This is a genomic window from Streptomyces lavendulae subsp. lavendulae (genome assembly GCF_002803845.1).
In the GTDB taxonomy this organism is placed as follows: Bacteria; Actinomycetota; Actinomycetes; order Streptomycetales; family Streptomycetaceae; genus Streptomyces; species Streptomyces lavendulae.
In genome coordinates this window covers 2,811,129-2,831,889 of the sequence record NZ_CP024985.1, presented here as the reverse complement: position 1 = coordinate 2,831,889, position 20,761 = coordinate 2,811,129, and the positions used below count along the sequence as shown (strand labels likewise).

Genomic DNA, 20,761 nt, shown 5'->3' with positions numbered 1-20,761 from the left:
CGGCCTTCTTGGCAACCGGAAAGGGCTGCGCTACGACGACGGGAGGCGTCAGCGCGAGACCTTGCCGGCCTTGATGCACGAGGTGCAGGCGTTGAGGCGCTTCGGCGTCCCATTGACCACGGCACGGACGCGCTGGATGTTCGGGTTCCAGCGACGCGAGGTGCGGCGGTGCGAGTGGGAGATGTTGTTGCCGAAGCTCGGCCCCTTGGCGCAAACGTCGCAGTTGGCAGCCACAGGTCACTCCAAGACTTCAGATGCAATTACGGTGGAATCCGGCGCACCGGAATCAGAGATCTGAAGTGGCTTGCCGGACGAATGACCCGACTCTCGACGGGCAACCTGAGCAGCATACAACGACTGCTTGGGTCCAAGAAAACTACCATGGCGGGGACGGGCTCCGCCCCGGGGTCCCGAGCCGGGGCCCGTCCTTCGTTACCCTGCGGTGAACCCTGGCCCGCACAAGGAGGAACGCCCGGTGGCGCACGAGCCTGGCCCGCACACCCTCGACGCCGAAGCGGTGCGCACCTGGAGCTCGCTGGCCCTGGCCGCACTGGGCCGGGCCCGCGAGGACATCGACGCGATCAACGTCTACCCGGTCGCGGACGCCGACACCGGCACGAACCTCTACCTCACCGCCGAATCCGCGGACCGCGCCCTGACCGAGGCCTTCGCCGCACCCCCCGCCCACGTGACCGACGGCACAGCCGGGACCCCCTCCCTGTCCGAGGCCGTACGGGCCTACGCGCACGGCGCCCTCATAGGCGCCCGGGGCAACTCCGGGACGATCCTCGCCCAGCTGCTGCGCGGGGTCGCCGACGTCCTGGGCGCCGAGCCCGCCGGCCGCGACGCAGGCCCGCTGCTGGCCAGCGCCCTGTCCAAGGCCGCCGAGGAGGCGTACGAGGCCGTCGCGCACCCGGTCGAGGGCACCATGCTGACCGTCGCCGGAGCCGCCGCCCGGGCCGCGGCGGCAGCCGGAGCGGCAGCCGGAGCCGCCGCCGCGACCGCCGCCGACGTGGCACGCGCCGCCTACGAGGGGGCCCGCGCGGCCCTCGCCGAGACCCCGGGCCAGCTCGCCGCGCTCGGGCGGGCCGGGGTCGTCGACGCGGGGGGCTGCGGGCTGGTCGCCGTACTCGGGGCCCTGTGGCAGGCGCTGTCCGGACAGGAGCCCGAGGCCGAACCGGCGCGCGGCAGGGCCGTGCCCGGCCCCCGGGACGACCGGCCGTGCGCCGAGGAGCTGGGCGGACCCGCCTACGAGGTGGTCTACCTGCTGGAGGCAGGCGAGGAGGCGGTCGGGGAGCTGCGCGCCACGCTCGACGGGCTCGGCGACTCCCTGGTGGTGGTCGGCGGCGACAGCCTGTGGAACGTCCACGTCCACGTCGACGACCCCGGCGCGGCCGTCGAGGCCGGAGTGGTCGCCGGGCGGCCGTACCGGATCCGCATCACCCACTTCGGCGACGAGCGCCGCCTCGCGCGGGCCCCGCGCGTCCAGCGGGCCGTCGTCGCCGTCGTCCAGGGCGAGGGGCTGGCCGGACTGTGCGGCGAGGCCGGCGCCACCGCCGTACTGGCCCGCCCCGGCGAGCCGCCCGCCGTCCCGGTGCTGCTCGACGCCATCCGCCGGGCCCACGCCCGCGAGGTGGTCCTGCTGCCCGGCGCCGCCGACCTGCGGGCCGCCGCCGCGGCCGCCGCCGAACAGGCCCGCGCCGACGGCGTACGCGTCGCCGTCATCCCCACCCGCTCCGCGGTCCAGGGCCTGGCGGCCCTCGCCGTGCACGACCCGGACGGCAGCTTCGACGAGGACGTCGTCGCCATGACCGCCGCCGCCGGCGCCACCCGCTACGGCGAACTGGCCGTCGCCGAACGGCAGTCCTTCACCTCCGCCGGCATCTGCCAGGCCGGCGACGTGCTCGGCCTGATCGACGGCGACGTCGCCGTCATCGGCGCCGGCCTGCCCGAGACGGCCGAAGCCGTCCTGGCACGGATGCTCGGCTCCGGCGGCGAACTGGTCACCCTCGTCCTGGGCCCCGAGGTCCCCGACGCCCTCGCCGCGCGCCTGGAGGCGTACGTGCAGCACGGACACCTCGCCGTCGACACGGTCACCTACCGGGGCGGCCGGTACTCGGCGCCCCTGCTCATCGGGGTGGAATAGCGGGCTTGTCAGCGCGATGGTGTGCAATGGAACACGTGCCCGCGCTCGACGAAGACCTCAAGAAGACCCTCGGCCCCGCCACCGCCAAGGTGCTGGCCGAGCAGCTCGGCCTGCACACGGCCCTGGACCTGCTCCACCACTACCCCCGGCGGTACGCCGAGCGCGGTGAGCTGACCCCGCTGACCGAGCTCGCCGACCAGCTCGACGAGCACGTGACGGTCGTCGCCCAGGTCGCCGACGCCCGGATCCTGACCTTCAACGGCGGCCGCGGCAAACGCCTCGAAGTCACCATCACCGACGGCAGCGGCCGGCTCCAGCTGGTCTTCTTCGGAGCCGGCGTCCACAAACCCCACAAGGACCTGCTGCCCGGAACCCGCGCCATGTTCGCGGGCAAGGTCGGCATGTTCAACCGCAAGCTCCAGCTCTCCCACCCCGCATACGAACTCCTCGGCGCCGACGCCTCCGACCGGGACGCGGCGACCGCCTTCGCGAACCGGCTCATCCCGATCTACCCCGCCTGCGCCAAGCTGGAGTCCTGGAAGATCACCAAATGCGTGGACGCGGTCCTGCCCAGCGCCCAGGAGGCCGTGGACCCCCTTCCGGCCGCCCTGCGCGAGGGCCGCGGGCTCGTCCCGCTCACCGAGGCCCTCCTCAAGATCCACCGCCCCGCCACCAAGGCCGACATCGAGGACGCGCGCCAACGCCTGAAGTGGGACGAGGCCTTCGTCCTCCAGGTCGCCCTCGCCCGCCGCCGCCACGCCGACTCCCAGCTCCCCGCCGTCCCCCGCCGCCCCGCCCCCGGCGGCCTCCTCGACTCCTTCGACGCGAAGCTGCCCTTCACCCTCACCGACGGCCAGCAGAAGGTGTCCCGGGAGATCTTCGACGACCTCGCCACCAGCCACCCCATGCACCGCCTCCTCCAGGGCGAAGTGGGCTCGGGCAAGACGATGGTCGCGCTGCGGGCCATGCTCGCCGTCGTCGACAGCGGGGGGCAGGCCGCGATGCTCGCGCCCACCGAAGTGCTCGCCCAGCAGCACCACCGGTCCATCACCGAGATGATGGGCGAGCTCGCCGAGGGCGGCATGCTCGGCGGCTCCGACCAGGGCACCAAAGTCGTGCTGCTCACCGGCTCCATGGGCATGCCCGCCCGCCGCCAGGCCCTGCTCGACCTGGTCACCGGCGAGGCGGGCATCGTCATCGGCACCCACGCGCTCATCGAGGACAAGGTCCGCTTCCACGACCTCGGCCTCGTCGTGGTCGACGAACAGCACCGCTTCGGCGTCGAACAGCGCGACGCGCTGCGGTCGAAGGGCAAGCAGCCCCCGCACCTGCTCGTCATGACCGCCACCCCCATCCCGCGCACCGTCGCGATGACCGTCTTCGGCGACCTGGAGACCTCCGTCCTGGACCAGCTGCCCGCCGGCCGCTCCCCGATCGCCACCCACGTCGTGCCCGCCCAGGACAAGCCCCACTTCCTCACCCGGGCCTGGGAACGCGTCCGCGAGGAAGTCGGCAACGGCCACCAGGCCTACGTGGTCTGCCCCCGGATCGGGGACGGCGAGGACGAGCCCAAGAAGAAGAAGGCCGCCGAGGAGGACGGGGACAGGCGGCCCCCGCTCGCCGTGCTGGAGATCGCCGAGCAGCTGGCGAAGGGACCGCTCGCCGGGCTCCGCGTCGAGGTCCTGCACGGGCGGATGGACCCCGCCGACAAGGACGACGTCATGCGCCGCTTCGCCGCCGGCGAGGTCAAGGTGCTCGTCGCCACCACCGTCATCGAGGTCGGCGTCAACGTCCCCAACTCCACGGTCATGGTGATCATGGACGCGGACCGCTTCGGCGTCTCCCAGCTCCACCAGCTGCGCGGCCGGGTCGGCCGAGGCTCCGCCCCGGGCCTGTGCCTGCTGGTCAGCGAGATGCACGAGGCCAGCCCGGCCCGCGCCCGGCTCGCCGCCGTCGCCGCCACCCTCGACGGCTTCGAACTCTCCCGCATCGACCTGGAGCAGCGCCGCGAGGGCGACGTCCTCGGCCAGGCCCAGTCGGGCGTGCGCTCCTCGCTGCGCATGCTCGCCGTCATCGAGGACGAGGAGGTCATCGCCCAGGCCCGCGAGGAGGCCACCCGCGTGGTCGCCGACGACCCCGAACTGACCCGCCTGCCCGGCCTGCGCACCGCCCTGGACGCCCTGCTGGACACCGAGCGGGAGCAGTACCTGGAGAAGGGCTGACAATGGGGGAGCGTCGAACGAACCCCCGAGCACCGAAGGACCCCAGATGACCCGCGTGATCGCCGGCACCGCCGGCGGGCGGAGGCTGGCCGTGCCGCCCGGCACCGGCACCCGCCCGACCTCCGACCGGATGCGCGAAGGGCTCTTCTCCACGTGGGAGTCCCTGCACGGGCTGGAGGGCTCCCGGGTGCTCGACCTCTACGGCGGCTCCGGCGCCGTGGGCCTGGAGGCCCTCTCCCGGGGCGCGGCCCACACCCTGCTCGTCGAGGCCGACGCCAAGGCCGCCAAGGCGATCCGGGACAACATCAGGACGCTGGGCCTGCCCGGCGCCGAATTCCGGGCCGGCAAGGCCGAGCAGGTCGTGGCGGCGGCCGCACAGGGGGACCCGTACGACATCGTCTTCCTGGACCCGCCGTACGCCGTCGAGCACGGCGATCTTGGGGAGATCCTCCTCACACTCCGGTCCAATGGCTGGCTCACCGACGATGCGCTCGTCACCGTGGAGCGGAGCACGAGGAGCGGAGCGTTCCCGTGGCCCGAGGGCTTCGAGCCGCTCCGTTCGCGGAAGTACGGCGAGGGCACCCTTTGGCACGGTCGCGCCGCCTCCACCAGCGAAGACTCATGAACGAGGGAGTTCAGTTGCGCCGCGCGGTCTGTCCGGGGTCCTTCGATCCCATCCACAACGGACACCTCGACGTCATCGGGCGCGCCGCCAGGCTGTACGACGTGGTGCACGTCGCCGTGATGATCAACCAGTCGAAGCAGGGCCTGTTCACCGTGGAGGAGCGGATCGAGCTGATCCGCGAGGCGACCGCCGACTACGGCAACGTCGAGGTCGAGGCCTTCCACGGCCTGCTCGTCGACTTCTGCAAGCAGCGGGACATCCCGGCCATCGTCAAGGGCCTGCGCGCGGTCAGCGACTTCGACTACGAACTCCAGATGGCCCAGATGAACCGCGGCCTGTCGGGCGTCGAGACGCTGTTCGTCCCGACGATCCCCACCTACAGCTTCCTCTCGTCCTCCCTGGTCAAGGAGGTCGCGACCTGGGGCGGCGACGTCACCCACCTGCTCCCCGCGCACGTGCACGCGGCGCTGATCGAGCGGCTGCGCGCGAAGTGAGGCGGCGGCGGCCGGACCAGGCTTCCCCGGTCCGCGCCGCGCGTCCGGCCGGTGGCCCTACAGTCGTCTCCGTCAGTGGTCCCGTCCGGCACAGGACCCGTCCGAGGCAGAGAGAGTGCGAGCCCCCATGGACGTACAGAAGAAGCTCGACGAGATCGTCGCGGCCGTCGGCGGCGCCCGGTCCATGCCCATGTCGGCGTCCTGCGTGATCAACCGTGCGGAACTCCTGGACATGCTCGAAGAGGTGCGCCAGGCGCTGCCCGGCTCGCTCGCCGCGGCCGCCGAACTGATCGGCGGCCGCGAGCAGATGGTCGAGGAGGCCCGCCGGGAGGCGGACCGGATCATCGAGTCCGCGCACGCCCAGCGGGGTTCGCTGATCTCCGACACCGAGATCGCCCGCCGCTCGCAGGCCGAGGCGGACCGGATCCTGGCGGACGCGCGCCGCGAGGCCGAGGAGATCCGGGCCGAGGCGGACGACTACGTCGACAGCAAGCTCGCCAACTTCGAGGTCGTCCTCAGCAAGACCATCGGCTCCGTGGACCGGGGCCGCGAGAAGCTCCTGGGACGGGGCCCGGGCCTCGACGAGCAGGGCTTCGCCGACGCGGACGCCCCCGAGCGCAGCCACGACCCGCAGGTGCAGCGCCAGCAGGCGGACGCGTACGTGGACACCAAGCTGGCGACCTTCGAGGCGGTGCTCGCCAAGACCCTGGAGGCCGTCGGCCGGGGCCGCCAGAAGCTGCTGGGCCGGGTCCCGACGGACGACCTCGGCGCGCACATGGCCGCCCAGGACGCGGCCGGCGGCGCCGGGACGCGCCCGTCGAGCGACGCGGACTTCCTGGCCGGCCTGGCCGAGCCGGACCCGGTGCGCGCGCACGTCCCCGCGCAGGCCCAGCCCGCACCGCAGTACGACGCGTACCCGTACCCGCAGCAGCCGGCCGTCCAGCAGCAGGACGCCTACGCCTACCAGGACCCGTACGCGGGTCACTCCTACGGGGTCCCGCAGCAGCCCGACCCGTACGCGGTCTACCAGCAGCAACAGCAGCCCGACCCGTACGGCGCCTACCAGCAGCCCCAGGACCGCCATCCCCAGCAGGCGCCTTCGCAGCCCGCTCTGGACGAGACCAGCTTCTTCGACACGAGCATGATCAACCTCGACCAGCTGCGCCAGTACGAACAGGGGCGCTGACCCCGGATTGGGCTCAGAGCGAAGCGCCGGGTATCCTGGCTCTTCGGTCGCGCGTATGCACCGCGATCCATGCTGCCCGTAAGCGTCTTCTCGCTCACGCGGCAGGAACTCGATCTTCAGCGATCTGTGAAAGCAGGAACGGCCCTGAATACCCGCCTCGACCACCGCAACCCCCTCGTGTTCGACACGCACGAGCTGGGTCGGCGTCCTGGTGCCATGCAGCGGCTCTCCCGTGAGATCGAGACCCCGGCGGACTTCGGTCTCGTCGGAGTCATCGGAGTGCCGGAAGGCGCCCCGCTGAAGCTCAACCTCCGCCTGGAGTCGGTCATGGAAGGGGTGCTTGTCACAGGCACCGCCCGTGCATCGGCCGTGGGGGAGTGCGTAAGGTGTCTGGAGGCCGTCGAGCGCGAGCTCAAGGCGGACTTCCAGGAGATGTTCTCGTACCCTGACGCCGACGACCGGAACCGCTCCGCGGAGCCGGCCGACGACGCCGAGGACGACGAGGACACGCTCTTCCTCGAGGACGGTTTGTTCGACCTCGAACCCGTGCTGCGGGACGCGGTGGTGCTCGCACTGCCGATGCAGCCGGTGTGCCGGGAGGACTGTCTCGGACTGTGCCCCGATTGCGGGACCAGCCTGAACGACGACCCGGACCACCACCACGACGCCGTCGACATCCGTTGGGCGGCATTGCAAGGACTCGTCACCGATCAGGGCGATGAGAAGGACAACATGAGCGGCACTGCCTCTGACGGAGTTCAGGGCGCCGCCGAGAAGCAGGAGAAGTAGCCGTGGCTGTTCCGAAGCGGAAGATGTCGCGCAGCAACACGCGCCACCGCCGGTCGCAGTGGAAGGCTGCGGTCCCCACCCTGGTTTCGTGCGAGCGTTGCCAGGAGCCGAAGCTCCAGCACATTGCGTGCCCGAGCTGCGGCACCTACAACAAGCGCCAGGTCCTCGAGGTCTGAGCGGCTGGTGAGAGGCGCAATGTCTGAGCTGTCCAACGCTGAGAAGCAGGCAGACAGTAACAACGCGGCCTCGTCCCACACGCTTCTGGAAGGGCGGCTCGGGTATCGACTCGAGTCCGCCCTTCTGGTGCGTGCGCTGACCCACCGCTCGTACGCGTACGAGAACGGCGGTCTGCCCACCAACGAACGCCTGGAGTTCCTCGGGGACTCCGTGCTGGGCCTGGTGGTCACGGACACGCTGTACACCACCCACCCCGACCTGCCGGAAGGCCAGCTGGCCAAACTGCGGGCCGCGGTGGTCAACTCGCGCGCACTGGCGGAGGTCGGGCGCGGCCTCGATCTCGGCTCCTTCATCCGGCTCGGCCGGGGCGAAGAGGGCACGGGTGGCCGGGACAAGGCCTCCATCCTCGCCGACACCCTTGAAGCGGTGATCGGCGCGGTCTACCTCGACCAGGGCCTCGACGCGGCCTCGGAGCTGGTCCACCGGCTCTTCGACCCGCTCATCGAGAAGTCCTCCAACCTCGGGGCCGGCCTGGACTGGAAGACCAGTCTCCAGGAGCTCACGGCGGCCGAAGGGCTCGGGGTGCCCGAGTACCTGGTCACCGAGACCGGACCGGACCACGAGAAGACCTTCACCGCTGCCGCCCGCGTCGGTGGTGTCTCGTACGGCACCGGCACCGGCCGCAGCAAGAAGGAAGCGGAACAGCAGGCGGCGGAGTCCGCGTGGCGCGGGATCCGTGCCGCCGCGGACGAGCGGATCGCGGCAGCGGCCGTGGCCGCCGCCGCTCCGGCGCAGGACCCGGCTCCGGCCGGGACCGGGGCCGCGGACGGCGGGGCGCCGACGCCCGTCGACCCGGCGCCGGGCGTCTGACCCCTTCCTTCGGGACGTTCCCGCCCCGCCCCCCGCTCCGGCGGGGGGCGGGGCGGACCCGTTTCGGGGGCCTCCCACGGGGGCCGGTAGGCTCGGCCGCAGCGAGCGGATCCGCGTCGAACCCGGAGGAGAACCGTGCCCGAGCTGCCCGAGGTCGAAGTGGTCCGGCGCGGTCTGGAGCGGTGGGTGGCCGGGCGGACCGTCGCGTCCGTGGAGGTGCTCCACCCCAGGGCCGTACGCCGCCATCCGGCGGGCGGGGCCGACTTCGCGGCGCGCCTGGCCGGGCAGACCGTCGGCGTGCCGAGGCGGCGCGGCAAGTACCTGTGGCTGCCGCTGGAGGAGCGGGAGCTGTCCGTCCTCGGGCACCTCGGGATGAGCGGGCAGCTGCTGGTGCAGCCGGCCGACACCCCCGACGAGAAGCACCTGCGGATCCGGATCCGCTTCGACGACGCCGCCGGCACCGAGCTGCGCTTCGTGGACCAGCGGACCTTCGGTGGGCTCTCGCTGCACGAGACCGTCCCCGGCAGCGCCGAGGGGCTGCCCGACGTGATCGCGCACATCGCCCGCGACCCGCTCGACCCTCTCTTCGACGAGGGGGCGTACCACCTGGCGCTGCGGGCCAAGCGCACCACGCTCAAGCGGGCGCTGCTGGACCAGTCCCTGATCAGCGGGGTCGGCAACATCTACGCCGACGAGGCCCTGTGGCGCGCGAAGCTGCACTACGAGCGCCCCACCGCCACCCTCACCCGCCCCCGGAGCGCGGAACTCCTGGCCAGGGCGCGGGAGGTCATGAACGCCGCGCTGGACGTCGGCGGGACCAGCTTCGACAGCCTCTACGTCAACGTGAACGGCGAATCCGGATACTTCGACCGGTCCCTCGACGCCTACGGGCGCGAGGGCGAGCCCTGCCGACGCTGCGGTACGCCGATCCGGCGGCGGGCGTGGATGAACCGGTCCAGCTACTTCTGCCCGCGCTGTCAGCGGCCGCCGCGCGCGGTGTCGTAGGACCGCCGGGAGACGAGGACCTCGTCCATGCTGCCCTCCAGGAAGTGGATCAAGGAGAGCAGGCGGTCGGCGACCTCGCGGCCGAGCGGGGTGAGCTCGTAGTCGACCCGGGGCGGGTTGGTGGGCTGGGCCTCGCGGTGGACGATGCCGTCGCGCTCCAGGGCGTGCAGGGTCTGGGAGAGCATCTTCTCGCTCACGCCCTCGACCCGGCGGCGCAGCTCGTTGAAGCGGCAGGGACCGTCGCGCAGGGCGCCGACGGTGAGGCTGCCCCAGCGGCCGGTGACGTGTTCCAGGGTCTCGCGGGACGGGCAGGCGCGTGCGAAGACGTCGAACGGCAGGTCGGCCGTGGTGGCGTCGGTACAGACAGGGGTCTCCATAAGGACAGCGTACTCCCGGGCAGCGCTAACTGTCCGCTTGCGCTTTCGAAAAGTTAGTGGTTCTCTTTCTCTCGTCGCACCGCCCCGTGCCCGGCGCGCGGCGGTGCACCCGCACCCCGCTCTTGAGGAGAACCACCATGTCCACCACCGCGTCCGCCCCCGTCGTCTCGATCGCCTACCACTCCGGATACGGCCACACCGCCGTCGTCGCCGAGGCCGTGCGGGAGGGTGCCGCCGCCACGGGTGCCACGGTCCACCTGATCAAGGTCGACGCGATCACCGACGCCGAGTGGGAACTGCTCGACGCCTCCGACGCGATCGTCTTCGGCTCCCCGACCTACATGGGCACCGCCTCCGGCGCCTTCCACGTCTTCGCCGAGGCCACCTCCAAGCGCTGGTTCGGCGACGTGTGGCAGGACAAGATCGCCGCGGGCTTCACCAACTCCGCCTCCAAGGCCGGAGACAAGCTGAACACCCTGCAGTTCTTCCAGATGCTGGCCTCGCAGCACGGCATGAGCTGGGTCAACCTGGGTCTGAAGCCGGGCTGGAACTCCACCGCCGGCACCGAGTTCGACCTCAATCGCCTCGGCTTCTCCTCCGGCGCCGCGGCCCAGACCAACTCCGACGAGGGTCCGGAGGGCGTCCACAAGGCCGACATCGCGACCGCCGAGCACCTCGGCCGCCGCGTGGCCGAGCACACCCGCGTGGTCCTGGCCGGCCGGGCGGCACTGGCGGCGTCCGGCGCCTGACCGGCGCCGGTGCGGGCGGCCCGAGGGGCGGCCCGCACGGTGGCCCGCCCCTGATCCGGGCGGGCGGGGCGGTCAGAAGCCGAAGTCCTGGGTCCACCAGGGGCCGCCGGCGCCGAAGTAGACGCCCACGCCCAGGGTCCGGTATTCGCAGTTGAGGATGTTCGCCTTGTGGCCCGGGCTGTTCATCCAGGCCTGCATCACGGACTTGGCGTCGCCCTGGCCGCGCGCGATGTTCTCACCGCCGAGGCCGCCGATCCCGGCCTTGTCGGCCCGGTTCCAGGGGGTGTTCCCGTCCGGGTCGGTGTGGTCGAAGAAGCCCCGTACGGCCATGTCCTTGCTGAAGGCCGCGGCCAGCGAGGCCAGCGGCGGGTTCGCGCGGACCGGGACGCACCCGGCCTGGGCCCGCTCCTGGTTCACCAGGGTCAGGACGGCGGCCTCCTCCGCGGAATGCCCGTCGTCGGGCGTCGTCGCGGAGGGCTTGGGGGCCGGGGGCTTCGGGGCGGCCGTCTTCGGGGGCGCGGGCTTCGTGGTCTGCGGGGCCACGCTCTTCTCCGGCTCCCGGACCGGGGCCGGGGGCGCCGTCGAGGGCGAGGCCGACGGGGAGGGCGGGACCGAAGGGGAGGGGGAGGTCGACGCAGAGGCGGAGGCCGAGGGGCTGGTGGAGGGCGTGCCCGTCTCGGGGGCGGAGGAGGCGCGGCCGGACAGGTTGGCCAGGCCGCCCTGCTGCTCCGGCGCCTGCCGCTCGGGGCTCGCAGACGGCTGCGCCCCGGCCTCGGTCCGGCTCCCGGAGTCCGTGCCCACGTAGGGGAAGGAGCCGCCGACCGGCACGAAACCGGTCGTGACGGCCGCCGTGCCGAGGGCCACCGCCACGGACACGCCGAGCACCCCGCCCAGCACGACGGTGCGGCGCCGGCCGCCGCGGCGCGGCGTGGCATGGAGTCGGTGGCGTCCCATCGGCGGCGTGCCTTCCCTCGCAAGATCGACCCTGTTCACCCGGACGGGTGAGGCATTGGTGGGGGACTGTAGTCGATGAGCCCTGGGGGGCGATGTGATGCGGAATCGTTTGCCCCGTTAGCGTTCATGCATGAATGAAGACGTCCGGCTGACCGCCTGGGTACGCGGCCGAGTACAGGGAGTGGGCTTCCGCTGGTTCACCAGGGCCAATGCTCTGGAGATCGGAGGGGTGGTCGGCTTCGCGCTCAATCTCGACGACGGCCGAGTGCAGGTGGTGGCAGAAGGTCAACGTGAGAATTGCCACCGGCTGCTGGACTGGCTCCGCTCCGCCGACACGCCCGGGCGGGTGGACGGGGTGACAGAGATCTGGGGCACACCGCGCGGTGGCTACGAGGGCTTCGCGATCCGGTGACCGATCGAACGATCATGGACTGATCGCATCCCTGGATGGACCACACACGGTCGGAACTGCGCATTCGCCGTCGAGGCGTTGCCGGGGAGATCGATTCGTGGAAGGCTCGGAACCGAGGCCGACCTCCCCGCCGCCCGAGACGGCCGGACCGCCCGCCGATACGGGGCGTGATCGTGTTGACCGTCAAACTTTTTGGTGAGACGCTGGAAGCCCCGCGCACCTGAGCTGTTTGGCAGTGCTGGCAGTAGTAAGCGCAGTGACTGACAGTCGCTGCCGGACATCCGCGGGTGCGATTCCCTCACGACCCACACCGCTTCGGTCGGTCACTCAGTGTGGAGGACCATCCATCATGGCAAAGGCGCTTCTCGGTTACGTCGGCGGTTCCGACCCGCGACTCCTCGCCGAGATGCGACGGCTTCAGCAGCGCGTCCAGGACCTCGAGTCCGAGCTCGGACGGATCCAGTCCGAGAACGACGCACTGAACGCTGCCGCCGCTCAGCACGGAGACTCGCTGCTGGACAGCATTGACCTCGACGTACCCCAGGCGGAGCCTGCGCTCACCTGATCCGCGCTACTCGTCGTACCACTCCAGCCCCGCATGATCTGCAAGGGACGCTCCGGCGTCCCTTCTTTCTTGCACCGACGTCCTGTCCCCCTCCGCGTCCTACTCCGCCGCCGTCCCGCCGCGAGCCCGCATTGGGCCAGGTGGGGGGCCCATTCCTTTAACGTCTGATGTGCCCTGCACCTTCATGGGCGAAACCGAACGTGAAAGGTAGAGTCCGGCGGCGTGCACCTCAAGTCCCTGACCCTGCGTGGCTTCAAATCCTTTGCCTCCGCGACCACCCTGCGCTTCGAGCCGGGCATCACCTGCGTCGTGGGACCGAACGGTTCGGGCAAGTCCAACGTGGTGGACGCGCTGTCCTGGGTCATGGGGGAGCAGGGGGCCAAATCCCTGCGCGGCGGGAAGATGGAGGACGTCATCTTCGCCGGGACCACGGGCCGCCCCCCGCTGGGGCGGGCCGAGGTCTCCCTCACCATCGACAACTCCGACGGCGCGCTGCCGATCGAGTACGCCGAGGTCACCATCACGCGGATCATGTTCCGCGGCGGCAGCAGCGAGTACCAGATCAACGGGGACACCTGCCGGCTCCTCGACATCCAGGAGCTGCTCTCCGACTCCGGCATCGGCCGCGAGATGCACGTCATCGTCGGCCAGGGCCGGCTCGACTCCGTCCTGCACGCCGACCCGATGGGCCGACGCGCCTTCATCGAGGAGGCCGCTGGGGTTCTGAAGCACCGCAAGCGCAAGGAGAAGGCGCTGCGCAAACTCGACGCGATGCAGGCCAACCTCGCGCGGGTGCAGGACCTGACCGACGAGCTGCGGCGCCAGCTCAAGCCCCTCGGCCGGCAGGCCGCGGTGGCCCGGCGGGCCGCCGTCATCCAGGCGGACCTGCGCGACGCCCGGCTGCGGCTGCTCGCCGACGACCTGGTGGCCCTGCGGGGCGCCCTGGACGCGGAGATCGCCGACGAGGCCGCGCTCAAGGAGCGCAAGGAGTCCGCCGAACGGGACCTGGCCGGGGCCCTGCGGCAGGAGGCCGCGCTGGAGGAATCGGTACGCCGCCTCGCGCCCCGGCTCCAGCGGGCGCAGCAGACCTGGCACGAGCTCTCGCAGCTGGCCGAGCGGGTGCGGGGGACCGAGTCGCTGGCACTGGCACGGGTCAAGAGCGCGTCGGCCCCGGTGGAGGACGAGCGGCGCGGCCGCGACCCCGAGGAACTGGAACGGGAGGCCGCCCGGATCCGGGAGCAGGAGGCGGAGCTGGCCGCCGCGCTGGAGGCCGCCGAGCGCGCGCTGGAGGACACCGCCGAGCACCGGGCGGATCTGGAGCGGGCCCTCGCCGAGGAGGAACGGCGGCTGCGGGACGCGGCCCGGGCGATCGCCGACCGGCGCGAGGAACTGGCCCGGCTGACCGGGCGGCTGGGCGCGGCCCGCTCCCGGGCCGGGGCCGCAGAGGCCGAGATCGACCGGCTCGTCGCCGCCCGGGACGAGGCGCGGGTGCGGGCGGAGGCCGCCCGGGAGGAGTACGAGGCGCTGGCCGAGGAGGTCGGCGGGCTCGAAGACCCGGCGGCGGAGGGCGAACACGAGCAGGCGCGGGCCGCGCTGGCCGCAGCGGAGGCCGCGCTGGCCGCCGCCCGGGAGGCGCTGACCTCGGCGGAACGCTCCCGAGCCGCCGTGTCGGCGCGGCGGGAGGCGCTCGCGCTGGGGCTGCGGCGCAAGGACGGGACGGGGGCGCTGCTCGCTGCGCGCGAGCGGCTGGCCGGACTGCTGGGGCCGGCCGCCGAGCGGGTGACGGTGGCTCCCGGGTACGAGGTGGCGGTGGCGGCCGCGCTCGGGGCCGCGGCCGACGCGGTGGCCGTGGCCTCCCCGGCGGCGGCTGCCCTGGCCATCCGTCACCTGCGGGCCGCCGACGCGGGCCGCGCCACGTTCCTGGTGGCCCCGGCGGCGGTCCCGGGCCCGGGCCGGGCCCCGGACGGGGCGGCTCCGGACCGGGCCCCCGCGCCGGGCGGCGGTACCGCTCTGCCCGGCCAGGACCGGGGTCCGGACGACGCCCCCCACCCGGCCCCCGCGGACGGCCGGGGGGCGGGGGGCGAGGCGGCGCAGCCGCAGGCCCCGGTCCTGACCGCGGGCGGGCCCGCGTGGCGGGAGGCCGCCGCGCTGGTGGGCGGGGACGCCGAGGTGCGCCGGGCCGTGGCCTGGGTGCTGCGGGACCACGTCGTGGTCGGGACCCTGGAGGAGGCCGAGGCGGTGGTGGCCGGTCACCCCGGCCTGGTCGCGGTGACCGCGGACGGGGACCTCCTCGGGGCGCACCTCGCGCACGGCGGTTCCGCGGGCGCGCCCAGCCTGATCGAGGTGCAGGCCGCCGTCGACGAGGCGGCGGCGGAGCTGGAGCGGCTGGACGGGGAGTGCCGGGAGCTGACCGCGGCCGAGGCGGAGGCCCGGGCCCGTCGCGACGCGGCGGCCGCCCTCGCCGAGGAGCTCGCCGAGCGGCACCGGGCCGGGGAGCGCGCCCGCGCCGGGGTGGCGCAGCAGCTGGGGAGGCTGGCCGGGCAGGCGAAGGGGGCCCTCGGCGAAGCCGAACGCAGCGCCCTGGCCGCGGCCAAGGCCGAGGAGGCGCTGGAGCGGGCCCGGGCCGAGGTGGAGGAGTGCGCGGAGCGGCTCGCGGCGGTGGAGGAGATGCCCGTGGAGCGGGAACCCGACACCTCGGCGCGGGACCGGCTCGCGGCCGACGGGGCGAACGCGCGGCAGACCGAGATGGAGGCCCGCCTGCAACTGCGCACCCACGAGGAACGGGTCAAGGCGCTGGCCGGGCGCGCGGACGGGCTGGACCGCGCGGCCCGGGCCGAACGCGAGGCCCGGACCCGCGCGGAGCGGCGCCGGCAGCGGCTGCGCCACGAGGCCGAGGTGGGCCGCGCCGTCGCCGAGGGCGCGCGGCAGCTGCTGGCGCACCTGGAGGTGTCGATCGGCCGCGCGGACCGGGAGCGTACGGCGGCCGAGGAGGCCAAGGGATCGTGCGAGCGGGAGCTCGGCGAGGCCCGCGGCCGGGGCCGTGACCTGAAGGCCGAGCTCGACAAGCTCACCGACTCCGTGCACCGGGGCGAGGTGCTGGGTGCCGAGAAGCGGCTGCGGATCGAGCAGCTGGAGACCCGGGCGCTGGAGGAGCTGGGCGTGGAGCCGGCCGCCCTGGTCGCGGAGTACGGGCCGGACCAGCCGGTCCCGCCGTCCCCGCCGGCCGAGGGCGAGGTCCTTCCGGAGGACCCCGAGGACCCCCGCAACCGGCCCGGTCCGTTCGTCCGGGCGCAGCAGGAGAAGCGTCTGAAGGCGGCCGAGCGCGCCTACCAGCAGCTCGGCAAGGTCAACCCGCTCGCGCTGGAGGAGTTCGCGGCGCTGGAGGAGCGGCACCAGTTCCTCAGCGAGCAGCTCGACGACCTGCGCAAGACACGGGCCGACCTTCTTCAAGTGGTGAAGGAGGTGGACCGGCGGGTGGAGCAGGTCTTCACCGAGGCCTACCACGACACCGCCCGCGAGTTCGAGGGAGTGTTCTCGCGGCTGTTCCCCGGCGGCGAGGGCCGGCTCGTGCTCACCGACCCGGACGACATGCTGGCGACCGGCGTGGACGTCGAGGCCCGCCCGCCGGGCAAGAAGGTCAAGCGGCTGTCGCTGCTGTCGGGCGGGGAGCGCTCGCTGACGGCCGTGGCACTGCTGGTCTCCATCTTCAAGGCCCGGCCCAGTCCGTTCTACGTGATGGACGAGGTCGAGGCGGCCCTGGACGACACCAACCTCCAACGGCTGATCCGGATCATGGTGGAGCTCCAGGAGAGCTCGCAGCTGATCGTCATCACGCACCAGAAGCGGACGATGGAGGTCGCGGACGCGCTCTACGGCGTCTCGATGCAGGGCGACGGCGTCTCGAAGGTGATCAGCCAGCGACTGCGCTGAACCCGCGCCGAACTGCGCCGACCCCCTTTACTTTTCAAGAAGTGAAGTCAAGGTCCCAACAAGCCGCTTAACACGACCTTCACGCCAACTATTGACTTCAGGAAATGAACGCATAGGCTCGCTCCGCTGTCTCCCGTCCTCCGGTGGTGCCCGATCTTGACCTGTGCGCCACTGGGAGAACGGACGAAACCCCCACGGAGCACACCTTGACCAGCAGCACAGCGAAGACCCCGGCGCCCGGCGGGCCGAGCCCGTCGCACCCCGAGCACCTCGGGCACGTCATCTTCATCACCGCGGCCGCGGCCATGGGCGGATTCCTCTTCGGATACGACAGCTCCGTCATCAACGGCGCGGTCGAGGCGATCCGCGACCGCTTCGACGTCGGATCCGCCGTACTCGCCCAGGTGATCGCGGCCGCGCTGATCGGCTGCGCCTTCGGCGCTGCCACGGCCGGCCGTATCGCCGACCGGATCGGCCGAATCCGGTGCATGCAGATCGCGTCTGTCCTCTTCACCGCGAGCGCCATCGGTTCCGCCCTGCCGTTCGCCCTCTGGGACCTCGCCATGTGGCGCATCATCGGCGGCTTCGGCATCGGCATGGCCTCGGTCATCGGCCCCGCCTACATCGCCGAGGTCTCGCCGCCCGCCTACCGCGGCCGGCTCGCCTCCTTCCAGCAGGCCGCCATCGTCATCGGCATCGCCGTCTCGCAGCTGGTCAACTGGGGCATCCTCAACCTCGCCGACGGCGACCAGCGCGGCGAGATCGGCGGCCTGGAAGCCTGGCAGTGGATGCTCGGCGTCATGGTGGTCCCGGCCGTCCTCTACGGCCTGCTGTCCTTCGCGATCCCCGAGTCCCCGCGCTTCCTCGTCTCGGTCGGCCGCATGGAGAAGGCCAAGACGGTGCTGCGCGAGGTCGAGGGCGACAACATCGACGCCGACGCCCGCGTCCGCGAGATCGACAGCGCCATCCACTCGGAGCACAAGCCGAGGTTCACCGACCTGCTCGGCGGCCGCTTCGGCTTCCTGCCGATCGTCTGGGTCGGCATCGGCCTGTCGGTCTTCCAGCAGCTCGTCGGCATCAACGTGATCTTCTACTACAGCTCCTCGCTGTGGCAGTCGGTCGGTGTGGACCCGAGCTCCTCGTTCCTGTACTCCTTCGAGACCTCCGTCGTGAACATCATCGGCACCGTGATCGCGATGCTCCTGGTCGACCGGATCGGCCGCAAGCCGCTGGCCCTCATCGGCTCCGCCGGCATGGCGATCTCCCTCGGCTGCGCCGCCTGGGCCTTCTCCTACAAGGACACCAGCGGCGGCCAGATCGCCCTGCCGCACACCCAGGGGCTGGTCGCCCTCATCGCGGCCAACTGCTTCGTCCTCTTCTTCGCCCTGTCCTGGGGCGTGGTGGTCTGGGTGCTGCTCGGCGAGATGTTCCCGGGCCGCATCCGCGCCGCGGCCCTCGGCGTGGCCGCCGCCGCCCAGTGGATCGCCAACTGGGTCATCACGGTGTCGTTCCCGACCCTCTCGGACTGGAACCTCTCCGGCGCCTACCTGATCTACACGGCCTTCGCCCTGCTCTCGATCCCCTTCATCCTCAAATGGGTGCCGGAGACCAAGGGCAAGGCGTTGGAGGAGATGGGGTAACCATCCCCCGCCACCACCCCTCTCCTCCGCGGGCGCTGCCCCGGCTCAGTCCTTGAGCCGGGGCAGTACCCGTTCGCACAGCAGCTGCAGGCTGCGCCTGCCCTCGTCCAGCGGCATCCCCCCGCACAGCGGGTGCAGCACCAGGTTCCCCGCCTCGCCCGCGCCCTTCGCGTACGCCACCGCCTCGTCCGGGGTCAGGACCCGGTACACGCCCTCCGCGCGCAGCTCCGCCACCGAGCGGGCGGCCGACCGGACGGCGCTGCGGATGTCCTTGGACTGCCAGGAGGCGTACGTGGCCGCCTCGTGCAGGAAGTGGTCCCCGTACTCGGCCCAGACCCGGTCCGGGTCCTCGGCGACGTGCAGCAGCGGGGTCTCGGCCGCGGGCATCATGCAGAACCCCTCCGTGCCGTACTCCGCCAGCCGGGCCCGGTAGTACTCCTCCAGCTCCGGCAGGTGCGCGCTGGGGAAGAACGGCAGCCCGAGCCGGGCCGCGCGCCGGGCCGCGGCCTCGGAGCTGCCCCCGACCAGCAGCAGCGGGTGCGGCCGGGTGAAGGGGCGCGGGGTCACCCGTACGGTCCTGCCGCGGAAGGTGAACGGCTCGCCGGTCCACGCCTTCAGCAGGGTCTCCAGCAGCTCGTCCTGGAGCCGGCCGCGCCGGCCCCACTCCACGCCGTGCTGCTCGTACTCCTCGGGCCGGTACCCGATGCCCGCCACCGTCACCAGCCGGCCGCCGCTGAGCAGGTCCAGTACGGCGATGTCCTCGGCGACCTTGAGGGGGTCGTGGAGGGGGCCGATGATCGCCGACACGGTGACCGCGATCCGGCGGGTGGCGCCGAACACGGCGCCCGCGAAGGCGAAGGGGGACGGCAGCCAGTTGTTGGCGGTGCCGTGGTGCTCCTCGGTCTGGACGGTGTCCACGCCGAGGTCGTCCGCGTACCTGGCCATCTCCAGGGCGGCCCGGTAGCGGGCCGAGAGGGTCTCGGGGGTGCCGTGCGGGTCGACGAGATTGAACCGGACCACGGTGATGGGCATGGAGGTGTCCCCCTTCGCCGGAGGTGGGTGGGCGGGCGAAGGGGGACGCTAGCTGACGCGGCGTCAGTTGGACAGGGATCCGACGCGCCCGTGCTCCTCGGCGGGAGCCTGCGCGGCCGGCGCCGGGGTGCGGGGCAGGACCGCGTAGAGCAGGCCGGACGTCAGGATGCCGGTCACCCAGCCGAGGCCGTTCTCCCCGATCCAGGTGGAGGCGAGCGGCCCGCTGAACCAGTCCACGCGGGTGAACAGCAGCCCCGCCACCAGGGCCGCGCCCCAGGCCGTCATGGCCTGCCAGGCGAAACCGCCCCGGTACCAGTAGGCGCTGCCCGGCGTGGTGTCCAGCAGCGCGGCGCCGTCGTAGGACGTGCGGCGCAGCATGTCCACGCCGAAGACACCGATCCAGGCGGAGAAGGCCACGGCCAGCAGGGTCAGGAAGGAGATGAACGACCCGAAGAAGCCGGTCGCGACCACCATCAGCAGGAAGCCGAAGACCAGGCTGATGACGGCGTTGACGCTGACCGCCGCGGCGCGGGGCACCTTGATGCCCAGGGTCTGCGCGGTGAAGCCGGCGGAGTACATGGACATCGAGTTGATCAGCAGCATGCCGACGAGGGCGATGAGCAGGTAGGGGACCGCGATCCAGGTCGGCAGCAGCTCGCCGATGAAGGACACCGGGTCCTGCGCGCCGGCCAGGTCCGGGGTGCCGACGGCCATCACCGCGCCCATCAGCACCATCGGCAGCACGACCACGCCCGCGCCGCCGATCGTCGCGCCGACCAGGCCCCTGGAGGAGGCGGTGCGGGGCAGGTAGCGGGTGAAGTCCGGGCCCGAGGGGACCCAGCTGATGCCGCCGGCCGCGATGGTGCCGATGCCCGCGACCATCATCGCCGTGGAGCCGGCCGGCTTGGCGAAGACGGCGGACCAGTCCGTGGTGACGAGCAGGTAGCCGAGGACCAGCACGCTGAACGCGCCGAAGAGGTACGTCGACCACTTCGAGCAGACGCGCAGCGCGTTGATGCCGAGCCCTGAGACCACGAAGGTGCAGCCCACGAAGAAGAGGAGGGTGACCACGATCAGCGGGGTGCTGCTCTTCACGCCGAAGAGCAGGTCGAGGACGGTCAGCACGGCGTAGGCGCCGCTGACCGCGTTGATGGTCTCCCAGCCCCACCGGGCCACCCAGATCAGGGCGCCGGGGAAGAGGTTGCCGCGCTGGCCGAAGACGGCCCGCGAGAGCGCCATGCCGGGCGCCCCGCCGCGCTTCCCGGCGATGGATATCAGGCCGACCATGCCGTACGAGACGACGGGCGCGGCGACCGCGACGACCAGCACCTGCCAGATGTTGAGCTTGTTGAAGATCACCAGGCCCGCGCCCATGGTGAGCAGCAGCACGCTGATGTTGGCGGCGACCCACGTGGGGAAGAGCTCGCGGACCCGGCCGCCGCGCTCGCCGTCGGGCACGGGCTCCAGGCCCCGGCTCTCGACGGCGCCGTCCAGGACGGTCTCTTCGGCAGGCATGCGGTACTCCCTGGGGGCCGGGCATGGAACAAGTCGACCATCATCGTGGAATTGACGTTAAAACCACAAATGG

19 protein-coding genes are annotated in these 20,761 nt (G+C 72.4%); 14 read left to right on the top strand and 5 right to left on the bottom strand.

Annotated features, from left to right (window positions below):
• Positions 1-48: 48 nt before the first annotated feature.
• On the bottom strand, positions 49-234 hold the full coding sequence (gene rpmB / locus SLAV_RS11730) for a 50S ribosomal protein L28 (RefSeq protein WP_007266795.1): 186 nt from the start codon (positions 232-234) through the stop codon (positions 49-51).
• Between the two features lie 241 nt (positions 235-475).
• Between rpmB and SLAV_RS11725 the strand changes: the two genes are divergently transcribed.
• The 9 genes from SLAV_RS11725 to mutM all read left to right on the top strand — a co-directional run bounded on the left by SLAV_RS11725 (position 476) and on the right by mutM (position 9,514).
• Positions 476-2,146 carry a DAK2 domain-containing protein gene (locus SLAV_RS11725; protein ID WP_030227346.1) on the top strand — a complete coding sequence of 557 codons (1,671 nt, stop codon included), beginning with the start codon at positions 476-478 and terminating at the stop codon, positions 2,144-2,146.
• A 26-nt stretch (positions 2,147-2,172) separates the two neighbouring features.
• Positions 2,173-4,368, top strand: coding sequence for an ATP-dependent DNA helicase RecG (gene recG / locus SLAV_RS11720; RefSeq protein ID WP_030227349.1), 2,196 nt, complete (start codon positions 2,173-2,175; stop codon positions 4,366-4,368).
• Positions 4,369-4,414: 46 nt separating this feature from the next.
• Positions 4,415-4,993, top strand: coding sequence for a 16S rRNA (guanine(966)-N(2))-methyltransferase RsmD (gene rsmD, locus SLAV_RS11715; protein WP_030227351.1), 579 nt, complete (start codon positions 4,415-4,417; stop codon positions 4,991-4,993).
• Between the two features lie 14 nt (positions 4,994-5,007).
• On the top strand, positions 5,008-5,487 hold the full coding sequence (coaD, locus tag SLAV_RS11710; protein WP_030227352.1) for a pantetheine-phosphate adenylyltransferase: 480 nt from the start codon (positions 5,008-5,010) through the stop codon (positions 5,485-5,487).
• Positions 5,488-5,614: 127 nt separating this feature from the next.
• Positions 5,615-6,673, top strand: a complete 1,059-nt coding sequence (locus SLAV_RS11705; RefSeq protein ID WP_030227355.1) for a F0F1 ATP synthase subunit B — start codon at positions 5,615-5,617, stop codon at positions 6,671-6,673.
• Between the two features lie 144 nt (positions 6,674-6,817).
• On the top strand, positions 6,818-7,462 hold the full coding sequence (locus SLAV_RS11700) for a YceD family protein (protein WP_030227356.1): 645 nt from the start codon (positions 6,818-6,820) through the stop codon (positions 7,460-7,462).
• Positions 7,463-7,464: 2 nt separating this feature from the next.
• Entirely contained in the window at positions 7,465-7,638 is a 174-nt protein-coding gene (gene rpmF / locus SLAV_RS11695; protein ID WP_003965982.1) for a 50S ribosomal protein L32, read from the top strand.
• 19 nt (positions 7,639-7,657) lie between these two features.
• Positions 7,658-8,509, top strand: a complete 852-nt coding sequence (gene rnc / locus SLAV_RS11690) for a ribonuclease III (protein WP_030227359.1) — start codon at positions 7,658-7,660, stop codon at positions 8,507-8,509.
• Between the two features lie 135 nt (positions 8,510-8,644).
• The gene (mutM, locus tag SLAV_RS11685; protein WP_030227361.1) at positions 8,645-9,514 is read left to right on the top strand and encodes a bifunctional DNA-formamidopyrimidine glycosylase/DNA-(apurinic or apyrimidinic site) lyase; all 870 of its coding nucleotides are present in this window, start codon (positions 8,645-8,647) and stop codon (positions 9,512-9,514) included.
• On the opposite strand, the gene SLAV_RS11680 is transcribed toward mutM, so the two are convergent.
• Entirely contained in the window at positions 9,487-9,891 is a 405-nt protein-coding gene (locus SLAV_RS11680) for a winged helix-turn-helix transcriptional regulator (RefSeq protein ID WP_030227363.1), read from the bottom strand. The two genes, mutM and SLAV_RS11680, sit on opposite strands and share 28 nt — an antisense overlap.
• A gap of 137 nt (positions 9,892-10,028) precedes the next feature.
• On the opposite strand from SLAV_RS11680, the gene SLAV_RS11675 reads away from it, so the two are divergent.
• Entirely contained in the window at positions 10,029-10,640 is a 612-nt protein-coding gene (locus SLAV_RS11675; RefSeq protein ID WP_030227364.1) for a flavodoxin family protein, read from the top strand.
• A gap of 72 nt (positions 10,641-10,712) precedes the next feature.
• Here the strand turns inward: SLAV_RS11675 and SLAV_RS11670 are convergent, their stop codons facing one another.
• Complete coding sequence (locus SLAV_RS11670) at positions 10,713-11,594, bottom strand: CAP domain-containing protein (protein ID WP_051840513.1); 882 nt, start codon at positions 11,592-11,594, stop codon at positions 10,713-10,715.
• 130 nt (positions 11,595-11,724) lie between these two features.
• On the opposite strand from SLAV_RS11670, the gene SLAV_RS11665 reads away from it, so the two are divergent.
• From SLAV_RS11665 to SLAV_RS11645, 4 genes are all read left to right on the top strand, one after another.
• A complete protein-coding gene (locus tag SLAV_RS11665; protein WP_030227369.1) occupies positions 11,725-12,006 on the top strand; it encodes an acylphosphatase in 282 nt (93 codons plus the stop codon).
• A 349-nt stretch (positions 12,007-12,355) separates the two neighbouring features.
• Positions 12,356-12,571 (top strand): hypothetical protein, encoded by a 216-nt coding sequence (locus SLAV_RS11655; protein ID WP_030227372.1) that lies wholly within the window; start codon positions 12,356-12,358, stop codon positions 12,569-12,571.
• 222 nt (positions 12,572-12,793) lie between these two features.
• A complete protein-coding gene (locus tag SLAV_RS11650; protein ID WP_030227374.1) occupies positions 12,794-16,501 on the top strand; it encodes an AAA family ATPase in 3,708 nt (1,235 codons plus the stop codon).
• A 206-nt stretch (positions 16,502-16,707) separates the two neighbouring features.
• Positions 16,708-18,141: a sugar porter family MFS transporter gene (locus tag SLAV_RS11645; protein WP_030227376.1), complete on the top strand. Its 1,434-nt coding sequence runs from the start codon at positions 16,708-16,710 to the stop codon at positions 18,139-18,141.
• A 45-nt stretch (positions 18,142-18,186) separates the two neighbouring features.
• Here SLAV_RS11645 and SLAV_RS11640 read toward each other — a convergent pair whose 3' ends face one another.
• On the bottom strand, positions 18,187-19,173 hold the full coding sequence (locus SLAV_RS11640) for an LLM class flavin-dependent oxidoreductase (protein WP_030227377.1): 987 nt from the start codon (positions 19,171-19,173) through the stop codon (positions 18,187-18,189).
• Positions 19,174-19,236: 63 nt separating this feature from the next.
• A complete protein-coding gene (locus SLAV_RS11635; RefSeq protein ID WP_030227380.1) occupies positions 19,237-20,688 on the bottom strand; it encodes a purine-cytosine permease family protein in 1,452 nt (483 codons plus the stop codon).
• Positions 20,689-20,761: the final 73 nt, after the last annotated feature.

Bases quoted from the DNA above. Each gene is read 5' to 3' on its own strand.
- SLAV_RS11665 (WP_030227369.1), top strand. From the start codon at position 11,725: ATGAATGAAGACGTCCGGCTGACCGCCTGGGTACGCGGCCGAGTACAG.
- rsmD (WP_030227351.1), top strand. From the start codon at position 4,415: ATGACCCGCGTGATCGCCGGCACCGCCGGCGGGCGGAGGCTGGCCGTG.
- SLAV_RS11640 (WP_030227377.1), bottom strand. From the start codon at position 19,173: ATGCCCATCACCGTGGTCCGGTTCAATCTCGTCGACCCGCACGGCACC.
- SLAV_RS11705 (WP_030227355.1), top strand. From the start codon at position 5,615: ATGGACGTACAGAAGAAGCTCGACGAGATCGTCGCGGCCGTCGGCGGC.
- SLAV_RS11655 (WP_030227372.1), top strand. From the start codon at position 12,356: ATGGCAAAGGCGCTTCTCGGTTACGTCGGCGGTTCCGACCCGCGACTC.
- SLAV_RS11675 (WP_030227364.1), top strand. From the start codon at position 10,029: ATGTCCACCACCGCGTCCGCCCCCGTCGTCTCGATCGCCTACCACTCC.
- SLAV_RS11670 (WP_051840513.1), bottom strand. From the start codon at position 11,594: ATGGGACGCCACCGACTCCATGCCACGCCGCGCCGCGGCGGCCGGCGC.
- SLAV_RS11680 (WP_030227363.1), bottom strand. From the start codon at position 9,891: ATGGAGACCCCTGTCTGTACCGACGCCACCACGGCCGACCTGCCGTTC.
- SLAV_RS11635 (WP_030227380.1), bottom strand. From the start codon at position 20,688: ATGCCTGCCGAAGAGACCGTCCTGGACGGCGCCGTCGAGAGCCGGGGC.
- recG (WP_030227349.1), top strand. From the start codon at position 2,173: ATGGAACACGTGCCCGCGCTCGACGAAGACCTCAAGAAGACCCTCGGC.
- rnc (WP_030227359.1), top strand. From the start codon at position 7,658: ATGTCTGAGCTGTCCAACGCTGAGAAGCAGGCAGACAGTAACAACGCG.